At 62.7% G+C, this 23,460-nt stretch carries 24 protein-coding genes; 11 read left to right on the forward strand and 13 right to left on the reverse strand.

Annotated features, from left to right (window positions below):
- Positions 1 to 25: 25 nt before the first annotated feature.
- The 5 genes from ATN00_RS17010 to ATN00_RS17030 all read right to left on the reverse strand — a co-directional run bounded on the left by ATN00_RS17010 (position 26) and on the right by ATN00_RS17030 (position 8,123).
- Positions 26 to 679, reverse strand: coding sequence for an outer membrane protein (locus ATN00_RS17010; RefSeq protein WP_062066768.1), 654 nt, complete (start codon positions 677 to 679; stop codon positions 26 to 28).
- A gap of 386 nt (positions 680 to 1,065) precedes the next feature.
- Positions 1,066 to 5,253 carry a translocation/assembly module TamB domain-containing protein gene (locus ATN00_RS17015; RefSeq protein ID WP_062066771.1) on the reverse strand — a complete coding sequence of 1,396 codons (4,188 nt, stop codon included), beginning with the start codon at positions 5,251 to 5,253 and terminating at the stop codon, positions 1,066 to 1,068.
- Positions 5,253 to 7,298: an autotransporter assembly complex protein TamA gene (locus tag ATN00_RS17020; RefSeq protein ID WP_082635236.1), complete on the reverse strand. Its 2,046-nt coding sequence runs from the start codon at positions 7,296 to 7,298 to the stop codon at positions 5,253 to 5,255. The genes ATN00_RS17015 and ATN00_RS17020 overlap by 1 nt, the downstream gene beginning before the upstream one ends.
- Before the next feature lie 81 nt (positions 7,299 to 7,379).
- Complete coding sequence (locus ATN00_RS17025; protein WP_062066774.1) at positions 7,380 to 7,859, reverse strand: DUF1465 family protein; 480 nt, start codon at positions 7,857 to 7,859, stop codon at positions 7,380 to 7,382.
- Between the two features lie 84 nt (positions 7,860 to 7,943).
- Positions 7,944 to 8,123 carry a YdcH family protein gene (locus ATN00_RS17030; protein WP_062068923.1) on the reverse strand — a complete coding sequence of 60 codons (180 nt, stop codon included), beginning with the start codon at positions 8,121 to 8,123 and terminating at the stop codon, positions 7,944 to 7,946.
- Positions 8,124 to 8,314: 191 nt separating this feature from the next.
- Here ATN00_RS17030 and ATN00_RS17035 point away from each other — a divergent pair, with 191 nt between their 5' ends.
- Positions 8,315 to 8,473 carry a YdcH family protein gene (locus ATN00_RS17035; RefSeq protein WP_082635336.1) on the forward strand — a complete coding sequence of 53 codons (159 nt, stop codon included), beginning with the start codon at positions 8,315 to 8,317 and terminating at the stop codon, positions 8,471 to 8,473.
- Positions 8,474 to 8,613: 140 nt separating this feature from the next.
- Here ATN00_RS17035 and ATN00_RS17040 read toward each other — a convergent pair whose 3' ends face one another.
- The 5 genes from ATN00_RS17040 to ATN00_RS17060 form a co-directional block, all read right to left on the reverse strand.
- Positions 8,614 to 9,075: a VOC family protein gene (locus ATN00_RS17040; protein WP_231746313.1), complete on the reverse strand. Its 462-nt coding sequence runs from the start codon at positions 9,073 to 9,075 to the stop codon at positions 8,614 to 8,616.
- A gap of 176 nt (positions 9,076 to 9,251) precedes the next feature.
- Complete coding sequence (locus ATN00_RS17045) at positions 9,252 to 9,617, reverse strand: PilZ domain-containing protein (protein ID WP_062066783.1); 366 nt, start codon at positions 9,615 to 9,617, stop codon at positions 9,252 to 9,254.
- A gap of 73 nt (positions 9,618 to 9,690) precedes the next feature.
- A complete protein-coding gene (gene dksA, locus ATN00_RS17050; protein ID WP_062068925.1) occupies positions 9,691 to 10,155 on the reverse strand; it encodes an RNA polymerase-binding protein DksA in 465 nt (154 codons plus the stop codon).
- A 570-nt stretch (positions 10,156 to 10,725) separates the two neighbouring features.
- Positions 10,726 to 11,559: a hypothetical protein gene (locus ATN00_RS17055; RefSeq protein ID WP_231746314.1), complete on the reverse strand. Its 834-nt coding sequence runs from the start codon at positions 11,557 to 11,559 to the stop codon at positions 10,726 to 10,728.
- Positions 11,560 to 11,649: 90 nt separating this feature from the next.
- A complete protein-coding gene (locus ATN00_RS17060) occupies positions 11,650 to 12,090 on the reverse strand; it encodes a host attachment family protein (RefSeq protein ID WP_062068929.1) in 441 nt (146 codons plus the stop codon).
- A gap of 88 nt (positions 12,091 to 12,178) precedes the next feature.
- Between ATN00_RS17060 and serS the strand changes: the two genes are divergently transcribed.
- The 5 genes from serS to rimO all read left to right on the forward strand — a co-directional run bounded on the left by serS (position 12,179) and on the right by rimO (position 17,856).
- Positions 12,179 to 13,456 (forward strand): serine--tRNA ligase, encoded by a 1,278-nt coding sequence (gene serS / locus ATN00_RS17065; protein WP_062066786.1) that lies wholly within the window; start codon positions 12,179 to 12,181, stop codon positions 13,454 to 13,456.
- A 90-nt stretch (positions 13,457 to 13,546) separates the two neighbouring features.
- Complete coding sequence (gene surE / locus ATN00_RS17070; protein ID WP_062066789.1) at positions 13,547 to 14,311, forward strand: 5'/3'-nucleotidase SurE; 765 nt, start codon at positions 13,547 to 13,549, stop codon at positions 14,309 to 14,311.
- A gap of 65 nt (positions 14,312 to 14,376) precedes the next feature.
- On the forward strand, positions 14,377 to 15,375 hold the full coding sequence (locus ATN00_RS17075; protein ID WP_062068931.1) for a M23 family metallopeptidase: 999 nt from the start codon (positions 14,377 to 14,379) through the stop codon (positions 15,373 to 15,375).
- Positions 15,372 to 16,433 (forward strand): potassium channel family protein, encoded by a 1,062-nt coding sequence (locus tag ATN00_RS17080; RefSeq protein WP_062066794.1) that lies wholly within the window; start codon positions 15,372 to 15,374, stop codon positions 16,431 to 16,433. Before ATN00_RS17075 ends, ATN00_RS17080 begins: the two co-directional genes overlap by 4 nt.
- 31 nt (positions 16,434 to 16,464) lie before the next feature.
- Entirely contained in the window at positions 16,465 to 17,856 is a 1,392-nt protein-coding gene (gene rimO, locus ATN00_RS17085; RefSeq protein WP_197413752.1) for a 30S ribosomal protein S12 methylthiotransferase RimO, read from the forward strand.
- Between the two features lie 42 nt (positions 17,857 to 17,898).
- Here rimO and ATN00_RS17090 read toward each other — a convergent pair whose 3' ends face one another.
- Both ATN00_RS17090 and ATN00_RS17095 read right to left on the reverse strand, forming a co-directional pair.
- A complete protein-coding gene (locus ATN00_RS17090; protein ID WP_062066797.1) occupies positions 17,899 to 18,747 on the reverse strand; it encodes a DUF4163 domain-containing protein in 849 nt (282 codons plus the stop codon).
- The gene (locus tag ATN00_RS17095) at positions 18,747 to 18,950 is read right to left on the reverse strand and encodes a hypothetical protein (RefSeq protein ID WP_062066800.1); all 204 of its coding nucleotides are present in this window, start codon (positions 18,948 to 18,950) and stop codon (positions 18,747 to 18,749) included. The genes ATN00_RS17090 and ATN00_RS17095 overlap by 1 nt, the downstream gene beginning before the upstream one ends.
- 145 nt (positions 18,951 to 19,095) lie before the next feature.
- On the opposite strand from ATN00_RS17095, the gene ATN00_RS17100 reads away from it, so the two are divergent.
- The 4 genes from ATN00_RS17100 (at position 19,096) to argC (ending at position 22,769) form a co-directional block, all read left to right on the forward strand.
- Positions 19,096 to 20,484: a leucyl aminopeptidase family protein gene (locus tag ATN00_RS17100; protein WP_062066803.1), complete on the forward strand. Its 1,389-nt coding sequence runs from the start codon at positions 19,096 to 19,098 to the stop codon at positions 20,482 to 20,484.
- Between the two features lie 68 nt (positions 20,485 to 20,552).
- Positions 20,553 to 20,960, forward strand: a complete 408-nt coding sequence (locus ATN00_RS17105) for a MarR family winged helix-turn-helix transcriptional regulator (protein ID WP_062066806.1) — start codon at positions 20,553 to 20,555, stop codon at positions 20,958 to 20,960.
- A complete protein-coding gene (locus ATN00_RS17110) occupies positions 20,920 to 21,828 on the forward strand; it encodes a C40 family peptidase (RefSeq protein WP_062066809.1) in 909 nt (302 codons plus the stop codon). The genes ATN00_RS17105 and ATN00_RS17110 overlap by 41 nt, the downstream gene beginning before the upstream one ends.
- The gene (gene argC / locus ATN00_RS17115; protein WP_062066812.1) at positions 21,825 to 22,769 is read left to right on the forward strand and encodes an N-acetyl-gamma-glutamyl-phosphate reductase; all 945 of its coding nucleotides are present in this window, start codon (positions 21,825 to 21,827) and stop codon (positions 22,767 to 22,769) included. Before ATN00_RS17110 ends, argC begins: the two co-directional genes overlap by 4 nt.
- An 18-nt stretch (positions 22,770 to 22,787) precedes the next feature.
- Here argC and ATN00_RS17120 read toward each other — a convergent pair whose 3' ends face one another.
- Positions 22,788 to 22,997: a hypothetical protein gene (locus ATN00_RS17120; protein WP_197413614.1), complete on the reverse strand. Its 210-nt coding sequence runs from the start codon at positions 22,995 to 22,997 to the stop codon at positions 22,788 to 22,790.
- A 228-nt stretch (positions 22,998 to 23,225) separates the two neighbouring features.
- Here ATN00_RS17120 and ATN00_RS23750 point away from each other — a divergent pair, with 228 nt between their 5' ends.
- The gene (locus ATN00_RS23750; RefSeq protein ID WP_197413615.1) at positions 23,226 to 23,399 is read left to right on the forward strand and encodes a hypothetical protein; all 174 of its coding nucleotides are present in this window, start codon (positions 23,226 to 23,228) and stop codon (positions 23,397 to 23,399) included.
- Positions 23,400 to 23,460: the final 61 nt, after the last annotated feature.

The raw sequence follows: 23,460 nt of genomic DNA on the forward strand, positions 1-23,460 counted from the left end.
TAAATAGTCAGCCCCCGCCCTTTCATCAGAAGCGATAGCCGACGCTGGCGACCACCTGATGGCGATCGGTGTCGACGTTGAATTCGCTGCTGGTCGCGCCATCGCCAAATTTGATCTTGCCATCATTATAGTTGGAATAGCGATATTCCAGCTTGGCGAAGGTATTGGTGTTGATGGCGCGTTCCACGCCCGCACCGATGCGCCAGCCGTCCAGCTTGAACGCCGTATCGGTGGTTTCATTGGTATCGCCCGCCAGCACCTTCAGCTTGCTGTTGGTATAACCGCCCTTCACATAGACCAGCGTTGCCGGGTCCGCGAGGATACCGGCGCGGGCGCCGATATACAGGTCACGGCCCTGCTTCACGCGCCCGAAGCCGAAATTGTCGGTGAAATCATGGCGGTTGCTCTTGGCGGTGGAATTGGTGAACTCGCCTTCCACGCCGACCACGGCGCTGCCCAGGTTCACATCATAGCCCGCGCCTACACCATAAAGCAGGCCATCGATCGACTGGTCGTCGCGGCCATTGTCATTGTCGATATCGCTGCCCGCGCCGACATGGTCATAGCCCAGGATCGCTTCGACGCGCGGACCGGTGAAGGTTGGGGCGACATCCTGCGCGAGCGCCGGGGCTGCGATTGCGCTACCGGCCAGAAAGGTTGCGACCATCATCTTTCGCATAAAAATAACTCCGTCTTCTTTGTTCTTGCGTCCCCCTGCAGGGACTAGACGGTGAAAGCGGAGCAAAGCCGTTGGTTGCATGAACCTAAGATAAACAAAGGCTTATGTTGTCAATATGCCACATATGACGACGGCTCGCCGTCAATCTGTGCGCCAATCGGGACGAACCGCGTTCCTGTAATGGCTACTTTCGGCCAATGGCGGACAACCCACCTCCGTTCGGGCTGAGCTAAGTCGAAATCTGTCCTGAGTGACGCCGCAGGCGGCGTCGAAGGGCTTTACGCTGAGCGAAGCAAAGAGCCTCCCTTACGCACTTCGCCTTCGCTCGGGGCGAACGGGGATGGGAATGGCGGACAGTCCACCCAACACGCCATCCCCCGTGCCGCTCAATAATCCTTCGAGACCCGGACATTCGCGCTTTCGCGGCCCAAGGTGGAAATGGCGCCCAGCAGCGAGAGCCATCGCGTGACCTGATATTCGATCCGCGTCGCGGAATAGCCCTGCCCGTCCGTGATCAGTTCCACATAAGTCTTGCGCGTCAGATATTTGCCCGCCGCGATGGACGTGCCCTGTCCCTGCGTGGGATCGGCGGCGATGATCCGCAAACGGTCCAGCCCGGCGGCCCGGCGTACCGCGTTGATGGGGTCAAGGCCGCCCTGGCCCTGCAAGGATCCCACCGCCGACGCCAGCTGCAACGCTTCGGGCGCGGACAGGTTTGTGATCGACGTGCCGAACAGGATGCGGGACAGCAGTTCATCCTGCGGCAGGGCGGGCACGCTGGTGAAGCTGATGTCCGGCGACAACCCGGTGCCCCCGACATGGATGGAGGCCGTCAGGTCGCTGACGTCCGCCTCGGCCGTGATATCCAGCGTCGGATTGACGGGCGTGCGGCCATCGAACTGGATCAGCCCTTCGCGCAGTTCGAAGCGGCGGCCCGCAAATTCATAATCGCCGCGCACCAGTTGCGCCGTGCCGGCAATCGCCGGATTGGTCACCGTGCCGCCCAGGTCCAGATTGGCCCGCCATTCGCTGTCCAGCCCAAGGCCTGTGACCATCAGCCGGTTGCGCGCCTGCGCCTTGATCGCCAGCGCCCATGGCGCATTGCCGCGCGGGCGCTCCAGTTCTTCGCCCCGGCGGTTGATCTCGACCACCTTGAGCTGCGGCAACTGGGCGACGGCGGCTGCCCGGCCCAGCGTGAATCGGCTCTTGATGAGCTTGAGGTTGCCTCCAATGGTGCCGCCACTTCCATCCGACCGCAGCGTGATCGGCCCCGTCACCGTCGCGCCCAGATCGTCGCGCTCCAGCAGCGTCGCATTGTCCGCCTGCAACGCCAGGTCCATGCCGACGCCCGCCGTGCCCTTGAAGGTGAAGGAGCCGGTGCCGGTCACCGAACCGCCGTTGCGCGCCGTCGCGGCAAAACTGGAAATGACGAGCCGGTCCCCGGAAAAACGCCCCTGAGCCTTGACGCCGCTCAACCGCATCCCCGTTACCGGGCTGTTGATCGCGACATTGTCCGTGGCCAGCGTTCCCGCGATCACCGGTTCGCCCAACGTGCCCCGAATATCCGCCGTCACGTTCACCGGCCCGACAATATCGACGATTTCCACCCCGGTCAGCCGCCAGAGCGTATCGGCCGCTCCATTATAGCGGAGCTGGGCGAAAAAGGGCGCGCGGTTCAGGCGCTCGACCAGACTGCCATCCCGGCCCAGCGGCGTCAGCAACGCCTGTGCCCGGCCGATGGTGCGCCCTTCCGACACAAAGACCATCCGCGTCGCCAGCCGGTCCTGATTGAGGACCGCATTGACGCCGACATCGACCGGACGGGAACTGAGCGACAGGCCCGACCGCGACAGCCCCCGGACGCGCAGTTCGACCTTCCCCGTCGCCATCCCGCCGCGCGGCTTGGCGTAGCTCAGCGTGCCCGTAGCGACGCCGCCAAGACCCAGATCGTCATAAGCGATATCCAGCAGCGACAGCGGCAGCGTCTGCATCCGCGCCTCTATCGCGACGGATTCGCTACCCAGATCACCGGCAAGCTGCAGCGATCCCCCCGCATAGCGGATCGTCGCGGGCGACAGGTGCCAGCCTTCCTGCGTCCGCGTCAGCAAAGCCGCGCGGGTCAGCCGGATCGGTTTGCGGTCGATCGTCCCGCTGGCCGACAGGCGGATGCGGTCCGGCGCGACCTGCGCTTCGCCCTGAAGGTCGAACAAGCGGCCGCGCTGCCCCGAAAGGCTGCCGCGCACCGTGCCCTTGCCATCCACCAGCTTCGCGGTGCCCGCCATGCGGCCCAGCAATATGCCGCCAACCCGCAATCCCTGCGCCTGCACCGTCGCATCGATGGAGGTGCCGTCCGGGTCGAGCAATATGGTCGCATCCAGCTTGCCGCGCCCCACGGCAATGGCCGTCGGCCCATCGAAATGCGCGCCGTTGGCGGCCAGTTGCAGCTGCAATTGCTGCACAGCGTTCACTGGCCGGAAACCGACCGTGCCGGTCACCGGACCGACGACGGCGAGCTGCCCGTCCAGCCCGCCGGTCACGGGGCGAATATCCCCGCTCGCCGTCACCCCTGAAACCTCCAGCCGCGCCACGCGCACGATCGCCTGTCCGCCTTGGGGCAGCAGGATCGCGCCATTGCCGGTGAACGGCCCCAGCGTCGATCCGCCCTCTGCCGTGAATATATAACCCGTGTCATCGGGATCGAATCGCGCCTTCACCTCACTCAGGCCCAGCGCATCCATCGGACGATGCAGCACGAGGTCCACGGCGGGGCGGTCGATCTTTCCATCCAGCACCAGTTGCAACGGCCCATATTGGCCATGTCGTCCACTGCCCTCGAAATGGAATGTCCCGTCGCGGCGGCGATAGCCGTTCGCGTTCAGCGACAGCAGCGGCGATTGAAGGACAAGATCATGAAGGGCCAGTTGCCCATCCGGCCCCAGCGCCAGTGCGCTCCGCAGCGTCGGCAACCCGCCGCCCAGCGAATGCAGGAAGCTGTTGTCCAGCCGCCGCATCCGCGCCAGCGCATGACCGCTCAAGGAAAACGCGCCTTTCGGCCCCGGCACCGCGCGCAGCTTCGACGTCAGGTCGACCACCCCGAGCCCACGAATAAGCAGGCCGTTGATCTGTCCGTCCAGCCCGAAATCATAGCGTCCGGTCTTAAGGTCGGCCATCATCAGCAACCGCCCGCGCAGCCGGTCGGAGCGCACCTCCATGGGATTGCTGATGATCTGCTGCCCCTTGAGTTGCAGCACCCCGTCCAGCGCGAAGTTGCGGAAAATGCCTTCGACCAGCTCCCCCTGCCCGTCCAGCCGCCGCGCCCGCAGGCGAACGGGGATCAGCGCCGGGCCATTCTTCGCCTTGCGCCCCTTGCCATCGGCGCGCACGTCGCTGATCGTCGTCTTGTCGAAGACAAGCTGCTTTGCCGTCAGCAGATATTCGTAGCCGGGGCTGGCAAAGGGACCGTCGAGACGAATGCGGGCCACCACATCACGCCCACGCATATTCCTGAGCAAGGCTTCGGGCCGCGACAGCTTCACGTCCACCAGCAGATTGTCGAGCGCATTGTTCCGCAGATCGATCGCGCCGTCGGCGGTCAGATCGATGGCGGCAGACCGCAGCGATAGGGTGCCGTCGATCACCCGATTTTCCATGCTGCCTTCCGCGCGCACCGACAGGCGCGGCGTCGACAACCGCTCGACAAGCCCATTGCCCGCGAGCGCAGGCCCCTCGATCGATCCTTTCGCGCTATAACGTCCCTTGCGCGCCGTCAGGTCGAGGGCGATCACCGGCTGCGCGTCCAGCGTTCCGGCAAACTGTCCGTCCCAACGCGTCCAGCTTCCTTTGCCATGGACGCGCAGATTGGCGTCCTGCTTCAACCCCGCCATCACCGCCAGCACGCCGCCCTTGGGCGCGTTCATCGTGACATCGAGGTCGAACTTGTCGTCATCCGGGCGGCTGTCGAGCGTGATGTTCAACGCATCCTCACCGTTCAGGACGCGCGCGGACATGTCGATGATCGCGCGGCCGCCGCGAATATCCGCGTCGCCGCTCAACGTCGCTTCCTGCGCCCGCCCCGTGATGCTGCGGTCTATCGCCAGACGGTCCACCGACAACTGCATCAGGCGAATGTCGAAGCCCGGCAATATCGGCCCCTGCCGCTCGCTCGGGTTGAGCCTGGGCAATTTGTGCAGCGTCGCGCGCGGGATCACCAGCCGGTCGATATCCAGCCGGTTCGACAGCCAGGCAAAGGGCCACCAGTCCAGCTCCACCCTTGGCGCGTCAAAAAAGCGGCCCTTGGGATCGGACAACACCAGCCCGTGCAGCACCGCCCGGCGATAGATGCTGCCATCGATCCGTTCGACCCGGATACGCAGGCCCGAAGGCGGGCTGATGGCGGCAATCCGCGACACGAGGAAGCGATGCCCGGAAGGCGTATCCAGCCATGCCAGCGCGCCCACCACGATCAGCAGCAACGCGGCGAGGACAGCCGTCACCCACCGTTGCCACCGCCCGTCCCATGCCCGGCGGGGCCGGGGCGGCTTGGGGGTCGCTTCCACGGGCTGATCGTCCGCCATCAGAAGGCCTGCCCCAGCGAAACATAGACCGCGATCTTGGGATCGCCGCTCTGCGGGTTGATCGGCGTGCCGACATCCACGCGGATCGGCCCGAAGCTGCTATAATAACGCACGCCCATGCCCGCCCCGATCCGCAGGTCGCGGAAGCGTGGCACGAAGCTGGTCGAGATATTGCCCGCATCGACAAAGGGCACGACCCCGAAATTGCCGAAGCGCACCCGCGCCTCCAGCGAGAATTCGGCAAGGCTCTTGCCGCCCACCGGATCATCGTCCGGCCCATAACGCGGCCCGATCTTCTGATAGCCATAGCCGCGCACCGACGCGCCGCCGCCCGCGTAGAAGCGCCGCGACGGGGCGATCCTGTCCACGGTGGACCCCAATATGGTGCCAAGCCGCGTGCGCGCCGCCAGCACGATCCGATCGCCCATTGGCTGATAGACGCTGCCGTCCAGTTGCACCCGCGCATAGCCGAACGTGCCGCTCTGGAACGACACTTCCGGGCTTAATCGTCCCCCCAGCCGGAACCCCTTGGTCGGGTTCAGCAGATCGTCGCTGCCATCATAGGTCAGGCTGAGGGGCACCGCGCCGATGAAGAAGGTTCGCCGCGCGCCGCCGCTGAAGAAATCCGCCTCGTCCGACGCGATCACTTCCGCGCCGATGCGCCACACCCATTTCTTCTGGAACAGGATGTTCGTCTGCCGCTCCAGCCCGCCCGCGACGGTGATGGTGCGCGCATCATAGGCGTCGCGCTTGATGTTGCTGATCGACAGCAGCCCGGTCAGCACATTGTCGCGGCGATGGAAATTGTTACGGCGATAAAGGGCGCTCGCGGTCTGTTCCTGCGTGCCGATCACGCCCCGCAATGTCACCGCGCCTTCGGGCGGCAGCAGGTTGCGATGCTGCCAGCTCACCTCGGCGCGATACCCCTCCCCCGTGCCATAGCCCAGTTCGCCCGCAATGGTGCGAAGCGGCGCGGAACGGACATTCACGTCCAGGTCGACATGCTCGCCGTCGCCCGCATCCCTGGGCTTCAGCGTGACGGTGGACACAAGGCCGGTCGCCACGATGGCGCGCCGCAGATCCTCCACATCCGACGCCATATAGGGATCGCCCGGATCGAAACGTGCTATTTCCTGAAGGTGCCGGGCATCGAACAGCTTGTTGTCATTGAGGATGATATTGCCGAAAGTGCGATAGCCGCCCGGCGCGACGGCCATGTCCAGATCGCCCTTGCGCTCCTCATGGTCGATCCGCACCTCCGGCTCGTCGATCCTGGCGAAGGGGAAGCCATTTTCCGCCAGCGCATTGGACAGTGAATCGCGCCCCGCCAATATCCGGTCCGCGTCCACCGGATCGCCCGCCTTGACCGGAAAAGCCTCGCGCAATTTGGGTTCCCGCGCACCCGTCTCTGCCAGCCCCGTCAACTCGACCGAGGACAACAGATATTGCCTCCCCGGCACGACATCGAACTGCACCGCCAGCCTGTCGCTCCCCGGTGGCGGCGCCGACACTGAACCGCGGATGCGCGCCGCATAATAGCCCTTGGCCCGCAGCAACTGGTCCAGCAGCTCGCGATCTTCCTTCAACCGCCGGTTGATCTGCGCCAGATTGGCCCGGCGGCGCTCGCCCTGCGACAGGGTCGACAATTCCTTGAAACGCAGATTGAACTGCTCGTCCGCGATCCCCTCCACGCCGTTCAGCTTCACGCTGTAGCGCCGCTCTTCCCCCGCATCGGTGAAAACGGGGTTCTGCTCGACCGGCTCTTCGACCACGGGCGCTTCCGCCATGCTCTCGCTATCGGCGTCGGCGGCCTCTGCATGGGGGTCGGCGGGGAGCGGCTCCACCTTGTCCGGCTGTCCCATGTCGGGCCAGTCGATGCCGATGTCGGGCATGGGGTCGAGCGGCTGCGCTTCGTCCTGCGCGGGCGCGGGCGCAGTCTGGGCATGAACGGCCCATGGCGCGGCCAGCAACAACGGCGCAAGGACAAGCCGTGCGGCATGCGGGCAGCCTGAAAAGCGGCATCGGGTCCGCAAGCCGTTGGTCATGCGCCTGATCTAGACCAGATGCAGTGCCCAATGCCAGTCAAGAAGCAAGCCGGTCGCATCATTCCATCGCAGCGGCCGCCTTCAGAAGGACGTGCTGAGCCGGTCCATCAAAGCGCGCGCGGGGCTTTGCCGTTCCTCGCCATCGGGACGCAGCATCAGGTCGATGCGTTCCTGCAGGCGCGCCACGCGCGCATAAAGTTCCTGGCTCGCCTCGACCAGGGATCGCGCCGCGAAAGGAAATGCGGCGACCAGCCCCTCATCGCTTTGCGCCGCCGCGCCCAGCCGATATTTCTCTTCGCCCAGTTCCGCGTCGCCAATCTCTCCCCGCTGCCACGCCCGTTGGCTCAGCAGCCAGGCGATGATGTGCATGAGGCGCGTCGTCACCTTGAGCGATTCGCAGGCGAAGGCGACCCGTTGCAGAGGTTCCTCGGCCAGATCTTCGGGCAGTGCCCCGGAATCGAAATAGGAACGCGCCTCGTCCGCCATGACCATGGCTTCCAGATAGAGGCCGTCCACCAGACGCCGATGAAGTCCCCGATCAAGCGATGCTGCTTTTCCCATTTCGCATGGGTGGCATATTCTTCGCGCCTTGTCAGTCCCGCCTCGCGCGTCGCCGAAGGGTTGTCCCATTCAGGGGCGACCGGTTCAGGCGATGATGTCCGGCACCAGCGAATCTTCCAGCAACGACATTTCGTCGCGCAGGCGCAGCTTGCGCTTCTTCAGCCGGGCGATCTGCATCTGGTCGCCCGCGCCCGAATCGACCAGAGCGGAAATCGCGCTGTCGAGGTCGCGATGCTCGACGCGCAGGATTTCCAATCGACGCATGATGTCTTCCCGGCTCACCGCATTCGCTTCCCAGAACTCCCGTTCCCATGACGAGCCGTTGATAGCCTGCCGGGCCCATGCGGGCCATCGCAAATTTCCGCGCGACCCATCGCAAAGCCCCAATAGGGCCGAGACAAGCGGGACGATTCATGATCTATTCGATCATCCATCACCCTCGTCAGGAGAATGTCATGGAAAACAGCCATATTTCCGCTCTTTCAGCCAAGCACGCCGGACTTGAGGCACGAATCAAGACCGAGACGAGTCGGCCCATGCCGGACGCAACGCTCGTCGCTTCGCTCAAGAAGCAGAAACTGCGGTTGAAGGAGGAGATGACGGCGCAACATTAAGCGCGGCCATCATAGCATGGCGGGCTTCATCAGATGGAGGTGAAGCCCGAAAGATAAAGCCCCGTTCGCGCGGGGCTTTTTATTGGGGCATTCCCAGCTTGCGCGCCTCCCTCGCGGATCAGCGGACCGTCAAGCCAAGATCAGATCGCAAACTGCACCAGGCCGTTTTCATCGATGAGCCAGGCCGGGTTCCACGCTATCTCCCAGGCGTGATCGTCAGGATCGGCGACATATCCACGGAAACCGCCATGCGGCGGGGCATCTGCCGGTCTGATGATGCGGCCGCCGGCATTGGCCAGTTTCCCGATTACAACTTCCACGTCCGCTTGACCGGGCACGTTATGCGCCAGGGAAAATGCCCCCGGCGACAATAAGCCGAAACGGCTCATGTCCTTTTCCAGCGCCGACGCTTCAAAGGTTCCCAGAACCAATCCGTTCATCTGATAGAATATGATCTCGTCATTCTCGAACACCGGGGCCCATCCGAAGCCTTCAGTATAAAATCGGCGCGAGCGCGGCAGATCGCGAATGCCCAAAGTGATCACGGAAATCTGTTGCTGCATATCAAGCCCTTTCTTTCGCTGCCGCACCGCTGCGGTCAACGTTCAAGGTCTTGGGACTCGACGCCGCAGCGAAGGTCAGGGCCTGCTCCGCAGGGATCGGGCCAACCGCACCGATCTCCCCTTTTTCGACAGGCGATGTCTAGCAACGCCGACTTTTGCCGGCAATGGCCGACTTGGCCGCAACCCGCCGTACCGCGCTCAGGTCCGGCTGCGATTCAACGGGCGCGGATGGAATGCGGGCGGAGATAATCGGGCATCATATGCCTTTTGCCGCTGCCCGCCGGACGCCGGACCAGCCGGGGGTCGATCGGCCTGTCGAAAGCGACGCCGATTCGCTCGCCATGGGTCCAGGCGACCTGACCGGACACCTTGCCCACGCCCCGCAATTCCAGAGTGAGGCGGGTTTGCACCGCGATCCGCCGTTCGCACTCCGCCATCAATCCGGTGGCCGACAGGTTGCGGACACGCGCCTGACACAGCGGCATACCGTCATCCCTGACCAGATTCGTCAGCAGAAAAAGGCTGTCTCGTGGCGACGTTCTGGCAGGGCCGCGCTCCAACCCATCCTGTTCCATGCCCATTGACCGACCCGTCGCATATTATTTGTGGAAAGACCGGATCATTGCCAGCAGCACATGGACAAAATGTTAATCGTCAGTCGTCGCGCGAAATCTTTTCCTGCCGCTCATGGCGTTCCTGCGCTTCCACCGTCATGGTCGCGATCGGGCGGGCTTCCAGCCGACCCAGCGAAATCGGTTCGCCTGTCACCTCGCAATAACCATATTCGCCCTCATCGATGCGGCGGAGCGCGGCGTCGATCTTGGAAATCAGCTTGCGCTGGCGATCGCGGGTACGCAGTTCGATCGACCAGTCCGTTTCGCTCGATGCGCGATCGTTAAGGTCGGGTTCGCGCAGCGGTTCATTCTGGAGGACGGCGAGCGTTCCCTCCGCTTCGGCGAGAATCTGTTTCTTCCAGTCCCACAGGCGCTGCCGGAAATATTCCAGTTGCACCGGATTCATGAATTCCTCGTCCGGGGAAGGACGATAGTCGGTAGGGAGTGTTACAGCCGATTTCGGCGGCTTGTCGCCGTCCTTCTCGGAATTCAAAACCGATGCCATCTGGCTCTCCGACTCGATGGGCCCCGGCACTTAAAGGACCGGACAGCCATTCCTTTATGATTGGGCGCTCTAATAGCCACGGGCGCACAGCGACACAAGCGAACATTCTCCGCTTCTTACCGCTTGCCGCCTGTCCGTTTTTCCGCGAGCGCAAGGATGCGCCGAGTCCCTTGGATGCGGCCGTGCAGGCATCGGATGGCAAGCCGGATTCATTTCGCCGCGCGGGAATGTTCCATAGTGGGACGTTAACCATATTTGCCCATGTCGCTGCCGGAATCTGCTCGACTTGAGGACGACATTCAGGGTTAACGGCGTTGCGGTTAACGCTTTATTTTGCGTTCCTGCACATAGGGAAAACCCGCCGCCCCTTCACTGGGCCAAGCCAGCGACGGGCGACCAGGGGATAAAGGAAAAGAGCAAACCTATGTCGGTACGGATGGCATTGGCAAAATTGTGCGCCTGCACTTGCGGCGGAGCGATCATTGGCGGGGGAGCCGTCCATGTCGCGGAAAGCGCGCGTCCCGCGGGGGTCCAAAGCACCAAGAGTGTGAAGGCCGCGCCCAGGAAACGCTACGCGGTCCACACAGTGAAACGCAAGGTCGTCAAGACGGTGACCGCCTGCGCGCCGTCCACGGTGACCGTCACTACCCAGGCCGCGCCCATTCCCCTTCCCGCGCCCATGCCGGTGGCTGAAATGCCGATGATGTCGGGCGGGTCGGCCGTTCCGGTCGTCATGGGCGGCGGCTTCGGCGGATTCGGCGGAGGCGGGTTCATCGGCGGCTTCTTCGGTGGCGGGGGCGGCAGCAGCGGCGGCGGTTCTGTGGTGATCTCCTCCACCAGCAGTTCGACCGGTGGCATCAGCAGTTCGACCAGTTCGACCACGGGCGGCGTTTCCACCTCCACGGGCGGTGTTTCGACCTCCACGGGCGGTGTTTCGACCTCAACCGGTGGCGTCTCGACCTCCAGCGGCAACGTGTCGACATCCAGCGGCGTCTCCACCTCGTCGGGCAATGTCTCCACATCGTCCGGCAATGTGTCGACCTCTTCGGGCGTCAGCACTTCTTCGTCCAGTTCGTCCTCCTCCTCATCCTCTTCTTCGTCCTCCTCCAGTTCGTCGAGCAGTTCGAGCGGCGGACACGGCCATGGGTCGTCGGGTTCGTCGGGCTCCTCATCCAGCTCGTCGAGCAGCGGTTCATCGGGCAGTTCCTCGTCAAGCTTCGGCACGACGAGCAGCAGTTCAAGCTCCTCCAGTTCGTCGTCGAGCAGCTCCTCGTCGAGCAGTTCGGGCGGCACGTCCAGCAGCACCGGGGGCACGGACGTTCCCGCGCCGCCCATGGTCCTGCTATTTGGCGCTGGCGCGGTGGCGCTGGTCGCCCGCCGCCGCTTCGCCGAGCGGAAGACCAAGGCGGCGGCCTGACGGAACGCCCCCGGGGCAACAGAAAAGGGCGGCGCCGGTCAACGGCCCGCCCTTTTTTGCGGGCGCGCGACAGTGGGTCAGTTTTCCAGGATGATCCGCTCGATCTCCGGCACAGGGTGATTGGACAGATCCTTGGCGATCTCACCGGCCAGGCGGCTCTGCACTTCCTTGTGATAATGTTTACGCAGTTCGCCTAGCACCGTGGGCGGCGCGACGATGATCAGCTTTTCATAATCCTTCGCCAATGCCCCGCGCTTCAGCAGGTCCGCCGCTTCCGTCGCGAAACGGGCTTCCTCCAGATCGTGAAAATTCGTCTGTTCCATCGCGCTGCGATGGCTGCCGACGGAATTGAAAGCGCGGCCCGGCGCGTCGGACGCCTGATCGCGATCGGGCGGGTTATCCTGCGTCCTGGTCGTCTCCGTTTCCAGATTGGGAAAGGCGTCATCGCCTTTGTTACGGAACAGTAACAACTTGCGCCCATCCACCACCATCACCACCGCATCATGATCGATTCGCATCGCCATCTCCTTCTTGAGTTCACTGTCACCAACGGACGGCAGCGCGCAGGGTTGCGCGGCCGATCGCGTAACGGCATAGGGCTGGGCCATGCACGACATCCGCTTCATCCGCGAAAACCCCGCCGCTTTCGACGCCGCCCTCACCCGTCGGGGTCTTGAGCCGCTCTCTGCCGGGATACTGGCGCTCGACGAGCGCAGCCGCGCGATCAAGACCGAATTGCAGCAGGGCCAGGCGCGTCGCAACGAAGCGAGCAAGGCCATCGGTCAGGCCATCGCCATCAAGGACATGAAAAAGGCCGAAAGCCTCAAGGCGGAAGTCGCCGCGCTCAAGGAACAGATGCCCGCTCTGGAAGCAGAAGACCGGGAAACCGGCGAAGCGCTCCAGGCGATGCTGGCCGCCATCCCCAACCTTCCCGCCGACGATGTTCCACCGGGTGAAGATGAAGCAGCCAATGTGGAACTCAGCCGCTGGGGCGAGCCGCGCAGCTTCCCTTTCACCCCGCAGGATCATGCCGATTTTGGTCCCGCGCTGGGACTGGATTTCGAGGGCGCGGCGGCGCTGTCGGGCGCGCGCTTCGCTGCATTGCGCGGCCAGATGGCGCGGCTTCACCGGGCGCTCGCCCAGTTCATGCTCGACCGCCAATCGGGTGAGAATGGCTATGAGGAAGTGAACCCGCCCCTGCTGGTCCGCGACGAGGCGCTATTCGGCACCGGGCAATTGCCCAAATTCGCCGAAGACCTGTTCCGCACCACCGACGGACGTTGGCTGATCCCCACGGCGGAGGTCAGCCTCACCAATCTGGTGCGCGAACAGATCGTTCCGATGGAAAGCCTGCCGCTGCGCCTCACCGCGCTCACCCCCTGTTTTCGCTCCGAAGCCGGATCGGCTGGCCGCGACACGCGCGGCTTCATCCGCCAGCACCAGTTCGAGAAGGTGGAACTGGTCGCCATCTGCAAGCCCGAGGCTTCCGAAGCCGAGCATGAACGCATGTGCGGGGCGGCGGAAGGCATATTGCAGGCGCTGAACCTGCCTTATCGCAAGATGCTGCTATGCACGGGCGACATGGGGTTTTCCGCGCGCAAGACTTATGATCTTGAAGTCTGGCTCCCCAGCCAGCAAACCTATCGCGAGATCAGTTCCATATCGAACTGCGGTGACTTCCAGGCGCGGCGAATGAACGCACGTTTCAAACCGGAAGGCGAGAAGCAGACCCGCTTCCTCCACACGCTGAACGGGTCAGGACTGGCGGTCGGCCGCACACTGGTCGCCGTGCTGGAAAATTACCAGCAGGAGGATGGCAGCGTTATCGTGCCGGAGGCGCTGGCGCCTTATATGGGCGGCACCACTCGGCTGCGACCGAGATAAGGGCTTGCCTCGTTCGTTTCGAGCGAAGTCGAAAACGGGCGCATGGATTTCTCGACTTCGCCCGAAGCGAACCGAAGTGGTAGATTACCTATGCGTATCCTTCTCACCAATGACGATGGCGTTTATGCTCCAGGACTCCGGGTGCTGGAGGAGATCGCCCGAACGCTGTCCGACGACATCTGGATCGTTGCTCCTCACGAGGAGCAGTCGGGCGCGGGCCACAGCCTGACGCTGACCCGCCCGCTGCGTATCCGCAAGCACGCAGATAAGCATTACAGCGTCACCGGCACGCCCACCGATGCGGTGATGATGGCGGTCGGTCATCTGATGAAGGACTGCAAGCCCGATCTGGTGCTGTCGGGCGTCAATCGCGGCGCCAATCTGGCGGAGGACGTGACCTATTCGGGCACCGTTTCCGCCGCGATGGAAGGCGCGATTTCCGGTATCCGCTCCATCGCGCTCAGCCAGGTCTATATGCGTGAGGGCATGGGCGACGCTGTCCCCTTCGCCGCTGCGCGCGCCTGGGGAGAGAAGGTGCTGCGACCGCTGATCGCTATGCCCGCCTCCCCGCGGATGCTGTTCAACGTCAATTTCCCCGCAATGGACCCGGATCAGATCAAGGGCGTACGCGTGGCGCGACAGGGCTTTCACGACATCGACCGCACCTCCATCGTCGAAGGCGTCGATCCGCGCGGCTATCGCTATTACTGGTTTGGCCTTGGCACCAGCGATGCGGTCCCGGAAGGCACGGACCTTGCGGCGATTGCGGAAGGCTATGTGGCGGTCACGCCGCTCCACTTCGACCTGACGCAGGACAGCGCAATGGCGGCGACAGTTCAGGCCTTTGCGGACTGATCGCCCGACAGGGATGACAAGACTGCGACGACGCGGCTAGAGAGGATATGATGCCGCGCCCGCCGATGCTCCTTTTTCCTGGCTTTTTCCTGGCGGCGGGTCTTGCTGCCACGGCGGCGGAAACACGCGGAAATAAGGACAGCCCGGTCAGCGTCATCGAAAACCAGCCCGTCTGGAAAATGCAGCAGGTGGTGGCCAATGCGGTAACAGTCCCACCCTCCACCTATATCGTCAAAGCAGGCGAAACGCTGCGCGGCGTCGGCAATCGCAGCGGGGCCGGATCGGAAAGCATCGCGCGGGCCAATGCCCTCAAATATCCCTATCTCATCCGGGAAGGGCAGAAGCTTCTCATTCCGGGCGGGCGCTATCATCGTGTGTCGGAAGGGGAAACGGGCATCGCCATCGCCGCCGCCTATGGCGTGGCATGGAGCCGGATTGTTGATATCAACGCCCTTCCCGAACCCTATATCCTACGCAACGGCCAGCGCCTGCTGCTGCCCGATGACGCCGCCCGCAAGCCCAGCACGATGGAGGCACGCGCCGCCGCTTTCCGGATCGACATTGACGATGTCCTGACTGGCGGCCAGCCCGCGAGCGGCCAAAGCGGGCGGCCTGCGGCTTCCAGCCAGCCGCGCGCCCTGCCCTCCAATGTACCCATTACGGAGCCGGCGCAATTTACCGGCGGCTTCGCTTGGCCAGCGCATGGAGCTTTATTGTCGCGGTTCGGGCCCGGCACGGCTGGCGCGCGCAATAATGGCATCGACATCGCAATTCCCGCCGGAACGCCCATCCGCGTGGCCGCCAATGGCGTGGTTGCCTATGCGGGCGACAAGGTGGCCGTATTCGGCGGACTGATGCTCGTCAACCATGGCGACGGCTGGGTGAGCGCTTACGGCCATGCGAGCCGGGTTGACGTGGTGCGTGGCCAAAAGGTGCGAAAGGGACAGATCATCGGTTTGAGCGGCGACAGCGGTTACGCCAGCCGTCCCAAATTGCATTTCGAATTGCGTAAGGATCTGACGCCCGTCAATCCACTCGATCATCTGCCAAGGGAGCAGCAATGAAGGTCAGGTCCATCCCCTTGCGATCGCCCATGGCCGGTTTCCTGCGTCGGCGATCCTCTCTTCCCATATGGGCAGACCTTGTGTGGCGCGTGGCACTGGTATTCGGGCTCATCGCGCTTGTCCTGCTGATCCACTGGATCGGCCGCGACGGATTGAAGGATACGCTGGACAATAATATCAGCTTTGTGGACGTGCTCTACTTCACCACCGTCACGGTGACGACGGTAGGTTATGGCGATATCGTGCCGGTCAGCCCGGAAGCCCGGCTGTTTGAAGCGATATTGGTGACGCCCATCCGATTGTTCGTGTGGCTAATCTTTTTGGGAACAGCCTATAATCTTTTTTTCCGCAATATCCTCTACAGGTGGCGCATGGCACGCATTCAGGCCGATCTGCACAATCATATCATCGTCACCGGCTTTGGCACGTCCGGCAGCGAAGCTGTGCGCGAGTTGCTCGCGCGAGGCGTCGATGCGCGGGAGATCGTGGTCGTCGATCCGATCGAACGGGCGCTGACCGAAGCGGAGGAGATGGGCTGCAACGTCATGTGCGGCGATTCCACGCGAGACAAGACGTTGAAGGACGTGGCAATCCACCGCGCACGCAGCATGATCGTATCGGCGGGGCGGGATGACACCTCCATCCTCATCACGCTGACGGCGCGGCATCTGGCGCCTCGTCTGCCGATCAGCATAGTGGTGCGGAATGAGGACAATGAATTGCCAGCGCGGCAGGCGGGCGCGACCACCGTCATCAATCCCGTCAGCTTTGCCGGGCTGCTGCTGGCAGGGAGCACCAGCGGACGGCATATTGCGGACTATATGGCCGATCTGGCGGCATCGGGCGGACGCGTGAAACTCAATGAGCGGTTCGTGCTGCCGGAGGAAATCGGAAAGCCGCTGTCCGCCATCACCACGGGCCTTGGCGTCCGGGTGTATCGGGAGAATCGGCCCATCGGCTTCTGGGAAGATGCCGCAAAGCAACTCCAGACCGGCGATATGATCATCGAGATCGTCGGTGAAATCGGCGAAGAAGGCCTCGATTCCGCTCCATTTTAAGCAGGCCGTGACATTTGGTGCGAAAATCCTTATGTGCGCGCCGATCATGGCAACCAAAATCCCTTCGCCACCCAAGGTCGGCATGGTGTCGCTCGGCTGTCCCAAGGCCTTGGTGGATAGCGAGCGCATCCTGACGAAGCTGCGTTCCGATGGCTATCAGATGTCGCCGGACTATTCCGGCGCGGACGTCGTGCTGGTCAACACCTGCGGATTTCTCGATTCGGCGAAGGAAGAATCGCTGGAGGCCATTGGCGAGGCGATCGCGGAAAATGGCCGCGTCATCGTCACCGGCTGCATGGGCAATGAAGCGGAGTTGATCCGCGCGAAATTCCCGCAGGTTCTGGCCGTCACCGGCGCGCATCAATATGAGGCGGTGGTGAGCGCGGTGCATGAAGCATCGCCGCCCGTGCCTAACGCCTTTGTCGATCTGGTGCCCGAGGGCGGGCTGAAGCTGACCCCGCGCCACTATAGCTATGTAAAGATCAGCGAGGGGTGCAATCATCGCTGTTCCTTCTGCATCATCCCTTCGCTGCGCGGCGATCTGGTCAGCCGCAGGGTGGATGCAGTGCTGCGCGAGGCGGAAAAGCTGGTGCATGCGGGCACGAAGGAATTGCTCATCATCAGCCAGGACACATCGGCTTATGGCGTCGATACCCGGCATGAGGCGCGCAATTGGAAGGGCCGCGAGGTTCGCGCGCATATGACCGATCTGGCGCGGGAACTGGGTCAGCTTCGTACCGGCGAGGGGACGCCGCCATGGGTGCGGCTCCATTATGTCTATCCCTATCCGCATGTGGATCAGGTGATCCCGCTCATGGCCGAAGGATTGCTGACACCCTATCTGGACATTCCGTTCCAACACGCTTCGCCCAATGTGCTCAAAGCCATGAAGCGCCCGGCCAATGAAGCCAAGGTGCTGGACCGAATCCGCAAATGGCGTGACATATGCCCGGACATCGCGATCCGATCGTCCTTCGTCGTCGGCTTCCCTGGCGAGACGGAGGCGGATTTCGAATATCTGCTCAACTGGCTGGGCGAAGCCCAACTCGACCGGGTCGGCGCTTTCCGATTCGAGCCTGTCGAGGGCGCTGCGGCCAACGCTTTACCCGATGTGGTGCCTGAAGAGGTGAAGGAAGAGCGCTATCAGCGGATCATGGAGAAGACCGCCGCCATCTCCGCCGCCAAGCTGGCCGCCAAGGTGGGGCGGACGATGCCCGTCATCATCGACGAGATTGGCGAACCGGATGAGGATGGCTCCATCGGCGCTACGGCGCGCAGCCAGGCCGACGCGCCGGAAATCGACGGCAATGTCTTCCTGCGCGATGTGGGCGAAGGCCGGCAGCCGGGCGATATAGTGACGGTACTGATCGAGGATGCCGATGAGCATGACCTCTATGGCGTGCCGCAAGGCTCCACTGCATAAGGTGGCGGGCGGTTGGACAGCACCGCCCGCCCAGAATGAAACTCACCGTGCCGGGACGAAGGCGTCCTGATACTCCGTCTTGATCGCCTTGCGGATCGCTCCGTCGATCGGGAGCGCCACATCGTAGGTGCCCTCCGCATAGGGACCGGCGCTATAGGGGCCGACCACCACGGTGACGCCATCGATCAACTTGCCATCCTTCGATGTCAACACCAGCACTTCCTTCATCGGATCAATGCATCTGGTGAAATCGTCGTCACCCCGGATTACGCGCGCGCCACGCTTTTCCGCGCGCTGCCGGTCGAGTTCAGCGCAAAAGCGGTCATGTATTGCTGACGCGAACGCCGTGGAGGACGTCATCATTGCCGCGAGGCTGGTTTCGAGCTTGGCGTGACGATCCCATAGCAATGTATCATAGCCCGTCATGCCATGCGCGCCACCCGTGAAGATGTAGGTCTGCGACTTCAGCGCCAGAAACCGCGGCGTATCGGCCGTCACCGTCCAGCGCGTCTCCAGGCTGTGCGGACGGAAGGGATAACCTGCATCCTTGGCCGACTTCTGGTCCTCGCGCGCCATTTTGAGGGCGTTGGCCTTTGCCTCTGCCATCGCTTTGCCGAGTTTGGACGACAATGCGGGAACCGCCGCCGCTTGCCCCGGATAGGCATAGACGAACTCCAGCAGGTCGGTCTTTTCGGAAAGCGCGAAGGGTTTGCCAACCGGAACCGGCGGAGGAGCTTCGCCCGCCATGCGGTTGGCAAAGCTGGCCACTTCTTCGTCGGTTACGCGATTCGCCGACGCGGCATTATCGTGAGAGGATGGCGAACAGGCAGACGTGAAAAGGGCCGCCGTTGCCAGCGACCCCATCGTCACGCCAAGGCGGGTATAACGCATCAATGAACCTTTGCCGCAGCCATGCAGCGTTCGCTGATCGCCTTTCGCATATAATCGCTCTGGAAAGCCCGGCCGGCATTGGACCAGCCTTCCGCGATCAGCGCCCTCTCAATCGCATGGGCGCCATCGAACCGGCCACTTTCCGCCAGCTTGTAGGCGCGGGCGCGAATGGCCTGCAGGCTGCTGTCATCAGCGTGGAACATCTCTATTCTCCTTCAAGCTTCCTAATCGGTCTGATCCTAAGCCGGCAATTGCCCGGCTGCAAAGGACGGCAGGACCAACCGACTGGATCGAACGACGAAAAATGCGCTTTCCATCACCGCCGCCTTTCCCTTACATCCCTGCCGCATGACCGACTTTTCCGACCTGTTCAAAGCCGACAACGATCAGCCTGCCCGTTTGATCCACCTTGTGGACAGCAATCGGTTTGAAAGCTGGCTGAACGAGCAGTCCGAACCGGTTCGGGCACTTGTCGGCGCGCAGAAATTTCGTGGAAAAGCAAGTGAACATGCCATCCTGCCTGCACAGGGAGACGATAGCTGGTCCGTAGTTGCCGGCGTCGCCAATCATAAAAAGCTAGGCACATGGTGCCTTGCTAAACTAGCCGAAGTCCTACCCGAAGGCACTTATCGGCTGAGCGAAGGCGCGCCCGGCGCTGCAGCATTGGGTTGGCTGACCGCACAATATCGCTTTGGCCGCTATCGCAAGGAGGACAATCCGGTTGGCCCCCGCACGCTGCTGACCAAGGACATCGGGCGCATCGACACCACCGTGCAATTGGCCAATGCGGTCGCACTCGTCCGCGATCTGGTCAACACGCCCGCCGCAGACATGGGGCCAGCGCAGCTGGAAGACGCGGCAAGAGTGCTCGCCAAACGCCACGATGCCGCGTTTACAGTCACCAAGGGTGATGAACTGGAGCAGGGTTATCCCATGATCCATGCCGTTGGAAAAGCGGCGGACAAGAGCTTCGCTCCCCGCCTGATCGAACTGCAATGGGGCGATCCGGGAAAGCCGCGCATCGCCATCGTCGGCAAGGGCATTTGCTTCGACAGTGGCGGCTTGGACATCAAGCCGGCTTCGGCCATGCTCCTGATGAAAAAGGATATGGGTGGGGCCGCCCATGCCCTTGCACTCGCGCAGCTGGTGATGGGTGCCCGTTTACCCGTGCGACTGCACCTTCTGATCCCGGCAGCCGAGAACGCAGTGGGCGGCAATGCCTTCCGTCCCGGCGACATATTGAAGAGCCGCAAGGGAATAAGCGTCGAAATCGGCAATACCGATGCAGAAGGCCGGTTGGTGCTGGGCGATGCGCTGGCCCGGGCGAGCGAAGACAAGCCGGACCTCATCATTGATTATGCCACGTTGACGGGCGCCGCGCGCGTTGCGGTCGGCCCCGATCTTCCTGCCCTGTTCGCCAATGACGATGATGTTGCCGCCGCCGTGAGTGCGGCAGGCGCGGAAGTGGACGATCCAAGCTGGCGCCTGCCGCTGTGGGACGGTTATGCCGACATGCTGAAGTCCGACACGGCCGACATCAACAACGCAGGCGAAGGCGGCTTTGCAGGCGCCATCACGGCGGCGCTTTTCCTTCGGCGGTTCGTACCAGACGATACACCCTGGTTGCACATTGATACCTTCGCCTGGAGGCCGTCGGCACGGCCGGGCAGGCCGAAGGGTGGCGAAGCGCTTGGATTGCGGGCTATTTTCAGATTTTTGCAGCAGCGTTACGGTTAACTGGATTAAAGCCAACAATCCTTCACATCCGTTACGCAACCGGATTGGCCATCGTGCGTTAGGGGCTCATGGATGCCTCTACTGCCAAAGAATCGGTGACGCAAAAAAATCGTCCCGGCATCGGGCCGCTTAGCCAATGGATGCAGACCCTGGTCGATTATGTCCGATCGGGAAAGCCCGACCTGACCAATCGTCAGATGGCCCTGATGATGACGGTTTATATCGATTCCGGGCCTCACACCGTTCGCGGATTGGCCGAAGTGCTCCATGTTTCCAAGCCGGTTATCACCCGCGCGCTCAACAAGCTTTCCGCGCTTGGCTATGTGCGGCGGGAGCGCGATGCCGCCGATCGGCGCAATATTTTCATAGTACGCACACCCAAGGGGGCGGAATTCCTTGACGCCTTTCACCATTTCATCGCAGGAACCGCGCGCGATGAACGTCATAGATACACCCACGCGGATCGCTCCGCCTGAAAGAATCCGATTCAAGCTGGAAGGCAGGTCGGTCGCACTGGACGGCCGCGTTCATGCAACACGCGGCGATCTTGCCGACGTGTCGCTGGCCGGCGTGCTGTTTTCCGCTCATTATGCACGCGCGATCAAACTGACATGCGTCGCTGCCGGCGCGCCCTTGCTGTCGGCGCCCGGCGCCACGGCGCAGGCGGTGAGCGAACTGTTGCGGGGCGACATTTTTCATGCGCTGGATTTCACGACCGATTGGGCATGGGGATTTTGCGGCCATGACGGTTATGTCGGATATGTCCGGCGGGAAGCGCTGGATGCGCTGGAAGAGGCAACCCACCGGATTACGGCACCTTGTGCGCCCCTGTTCAGCGCCGCCGATATCAAGGCGCCCGTGGTGGACTATTGGCCCCGCAGCGCTGTGTTCGCGGGCGAAGAAGATGGCGCCTTCATCATGACCGGCGAAGGCTTTATCCACAGTCGACACGCTAAAACGATCGGTGAGAAAGAAACCGACTGGACAGCGGTCGCGGAACGCTATCTGGGCCAACCCTATATATGGGGTGGGCGCGGCCATCGGGGAGTCGATTGTTCGGGTCTCGTGCAAGTCGCACTCGAACAGTGCGGTATCAGCGCGCCGCGCGATACGGACCTGCAAAGCGAAGGAATCGGTTCGCCCCTTCCCGGCGATGTGCCGCTACGCCGGGGGGATTTCGTCTTTTTCCCAGGCCATGTGGGCATCATGACAGATGGCGATAGGCTGTTGCATGCCAACGCGCATTGGATGGCCGTGGTGGTCGAGCCTTTGACCGATGTCGTCGCGCGATTGCAGGCGGAACATGCCGATCCCATCATTGCGCGGCGGAGGATTGGCGCATGACGACTCATATCTTCATCGACGGCGGCGTCGGCACGACTGGTCTTGAAATCGGCGAACGGTTGGCCGGACGGCCGGAATTGACGCTCATCGCGCTCGATGAGAAGGACCGGAAGAACGCAAGCGCGCGGCGCGATGCGCTAAACGGCGCGGACATCGTGCTTCTATGCTTGCCCGACGATGCTGCGCGTGAAGCGGTGGCGCTGATCGACAATGACCGGACGCGCGTGATTGACGCCTCAACGGCGCATCGCGTGACCGATGGCTGGACATACGGCTTTCCCGAACTGGAGCCGGGACATCGCGAAAAACTCGCCCATTCACGCTTCGTCGCCAATCCGGGGTGCTGGCCGACCGGCTTCCTGGCTTTGGTGCGACCGCTGACACTGGCAGGGCTTCTGCCGGCAGAGTGGCCCGTGACTGTATCTGGGGCATCGGGCTATTCAGGCGGCGGCAAATCCATGATCGCGGAATTCGAAGGTTCCGACGGCGCTCCCACAGCCTTCCGCGCCTATGGCCTCAATCTGGCGCATAAGCATGTTCCGGAAATGACGCGCTATTCCGGTCTCGTGCATCCGCCGATCTTCGCGCCCGCCGTCGCCAACGTGCATCGCGGCATGGTGGTGGAGGTGCCGCTGCAATTACGCGCCATGCCGGGCAGACCTTCAGTAGCCAGCCTGCACGAAGCCCTGACCGCCGCTTATGCGGACTCGCCGATCGTCACGGTCGTGCCGCTGGAAGAAAGTGCCGGCATGACCCATCTGCGGGTCGAGCATGTCGGTGCGACCGATCGCCTCACGCTGTTCGTTTTCGGTAATGAGGACAGCGGGCAAGTGCGTCTTGCTGCCGCACTCGACAATCTGGGCAAGGGCGCCGCGGGTGCAGCCGTTCAGAATCTGAATATTCTGGCCGGGTTGCCGGAAACTTCGGGACTGCGCCTCTAAAGTTGCCTCTCCCCCGGATCAGTGAATGGTGCCGAGCGGCTGGTCATGGGAAAGCAGGACGATCAACCTCTCGATCTGTCGCCAGCGGCAGAAATGGACGTGATTGCCCAGATCGCGGCTGCGATCTGCGCGCGCGGCGGCTTCATAGCCGGCATTGTCGCCGAACAGGTTGATCAGTTCGGCCGCTTGCTCATAGCTTTTGCGATCCGAAAGATATGGCACGTGCATCGATTCCCCCATTCGGCATAGCCCCCACGGCTTTCCATCCCCCCTCAAATAGCGTGCCATTTGTTCGTTTTGAGAGATAGAGCGGGATAGGAAAGTATACCGCCCATTAGCCAAATCCCTATCCGGCACGAAAATCCCATAAAGGGACAATCCGTTCAAAAACGGGGCAGAGGCGATTGCGAACAAAAGCGGCTGGCCTTGGCGGTCGGCTCATGGCAATGGCCAGACATGACGACAGGAAAGAACAACCCCACCGGCGCCGGTGCCATCATTGCCCTGCTGATCCTGGGCGGCGCAATCGTGGGCGGACTGATGGGGCAACCCAGCGCGGGTCTTTTGATCGGCGCAGTCGTAGGCATGGTGATCGCCTTGTTGCTATGGCTCCGCGAGCGCGGAAAATAGCTGTCGGCCTGAACATCCTGTGCCTTGCCGTCAGGACCATGGCGGCATAGATGTGACCGCC

It is taken from the genome of Sphingobium baderi (assembly GCF_001456115.1).
GTDB lineage: Bacteria > Pseudomonadota > Alphaproteobacteria > Sphingomonadales > Sphingomonadaceae > Sphingobium > Sphingobium baderi_A.

Excerpts from the sequence above, each read along its gene's own strand:
- ATN00_RS17010 (WP_062066768.1), bottom strand. The coding sequence starts at position 679 with ATGCGAAAGATGATGGTCGCAACCTTTCTGGCCGGTAGCGCAATCGCA.
- ATN00_RS17015 (WP_062066771.1), bottom strand. The coding sequence starts at position 5,253 with ATGGCGGACGATCAGCCCGTGGAAGCGACCCCCAAGCCGCCCCGGCCC.
- ATN00_RS17020 (WP_082635236.1), bottom strand. The coding sequence starts at position 7,298 with ATGACCAACGGCTTGCGGACCCGATGCCGCTTTTCAGGCTGCCCGCAT.
- ATN00_RS17025 (WP_062066774.1), bottom strand. The coding sequence starts at position 7,859 with ATGGGAAAAGCAGCATCGCTTGATCGGGGACTTCATCGGCGTCTGGTG.
- ATN00_RS17030 (WP_062068923.1), bottom strand. The coding sequence starts at position 8,123 with ATGCGTCGATTGGAAATCCTGCGCGTCGAGCATCGCGACCTCGACAGC.
- ATN00_RS17035 (WP_082635336.1), top strand. The coding sequence starts at position 8,315 with ATGGAAAACAGCCATATTTCCGCTCTTTCAGCCAAGCACGCCGGACTT.
- ATN00_RS17045 (WP_062066783.1), bottom strand. The coding sequence starts at position 9,617 with ATGGGCATGGAACAGGATGGGTTGGAGCGCGGCCCTGCCAGAACGTCG.
- dksA (WP_062068925.1), bottom strand. The coding sequence starts at position 10,155 with ATGGCATCGGTTTTGAATTCCGAGAAGGACGGCGACAAGCCGCCGAAA.
- ATN00_RS17060 (WP_062068929.1), bottom strand. The coding sequence starts at position 12,090 with ATGCGAATCGATCATGATGCGGTGGTGATGGTGGTGGATGGGCGCAAG.
- serS (WP_062066786.1), top strand. The coding sequence starts at position 12,179 with ATGCACGACATCCGCTTCATCCGCGAAAACCCCGCCGCTTTCGACGCC.
- surE (WP_062066789.1), top strand. The coding sequence starts at position 13,547 with ATGCGTATCCTTCTCACCAATGACGATGGCGTTTATGCTCCAGGACTC.
- ATN00_RS17075 (WP_062068931.1), top strand. The coding sequence starts at position 14,377 with ATGCTCCTTTTTCCTGGCTTTTTCCTGGCGGCGGGTCTTGCTGCCACG.
- ATN00_RS17080 (WP_062066794.1), top strand. The coding sequence starts at position 15,372 with ATGAAGGTCAGGTCCATCCCCTTGCGATCGCCCATGGCCGGTTTCCTG.
- rimO (WP_197413752.1), top strand. The coding sequence starts at position 16,465 with ATGTGCGCGCCGATCATGGCAACCAAAATCCCTTCGCCACCCAAGGTC.
- ATN00_RS17090 (WP_062066797.1), bottom strand. The coding sequence starts at position 18,747 with ATGCGTTATACCCGCCTTGGCGTGACGATGGGGTCGCTGGCAACGGCG.
- ATN00_RS17095 (WP_062066800.1), bottom strand. The coding sequence starts at position 18,950 with ATGTTCCACGCTGATGACAGCAGCCTGCAGGCCATTCGCGCCCGCGCC.
- ATN00_RS17100 (WP_062066803.1), top strand. The coding sequence starts at position 19,096 with ATGACCGACTTTTCCGACCTGTTCAAAGCCGACAACGATCAGCCTGCC.
- ATN00_RS17105 (WP_062066806.1), top strand. The coding sequence starts at position 20,553 with ATGGATGCCTCTACTGCCAAAGAATCGGTGACGCAAAAAAATCGTCCC.
- ATN00_RS17110 (WP_062066809.1), top strand. The coding sequence starts at position 20,920 with ATGAACGTCATAGATACACCCACGCGGATCGCTCCGCCTGAAAGAATC.
- argC (WP_062066812.1), top strand. The coding sequence starts at position 21,825 with ATGACGACTCATATCTTCATCGACGGCGGCGTCGGCACGACTGGTCTT.
- ATN00_RS17120 (WP_197413614.1), bottom strand. The coding sequence starts at position 22,997 with ATGCACGTGCCATATCTTTCGGATCGCAAAAGCTATGAGCAAGCGGCC.
- ATN00_RS23750 (WP_197413615.1), top strand. The coding sequence starts at position 23,226 with ATGACGACAGGAAAGAACAACCCCACCGGCGCCGGTGCCATCATTGCC.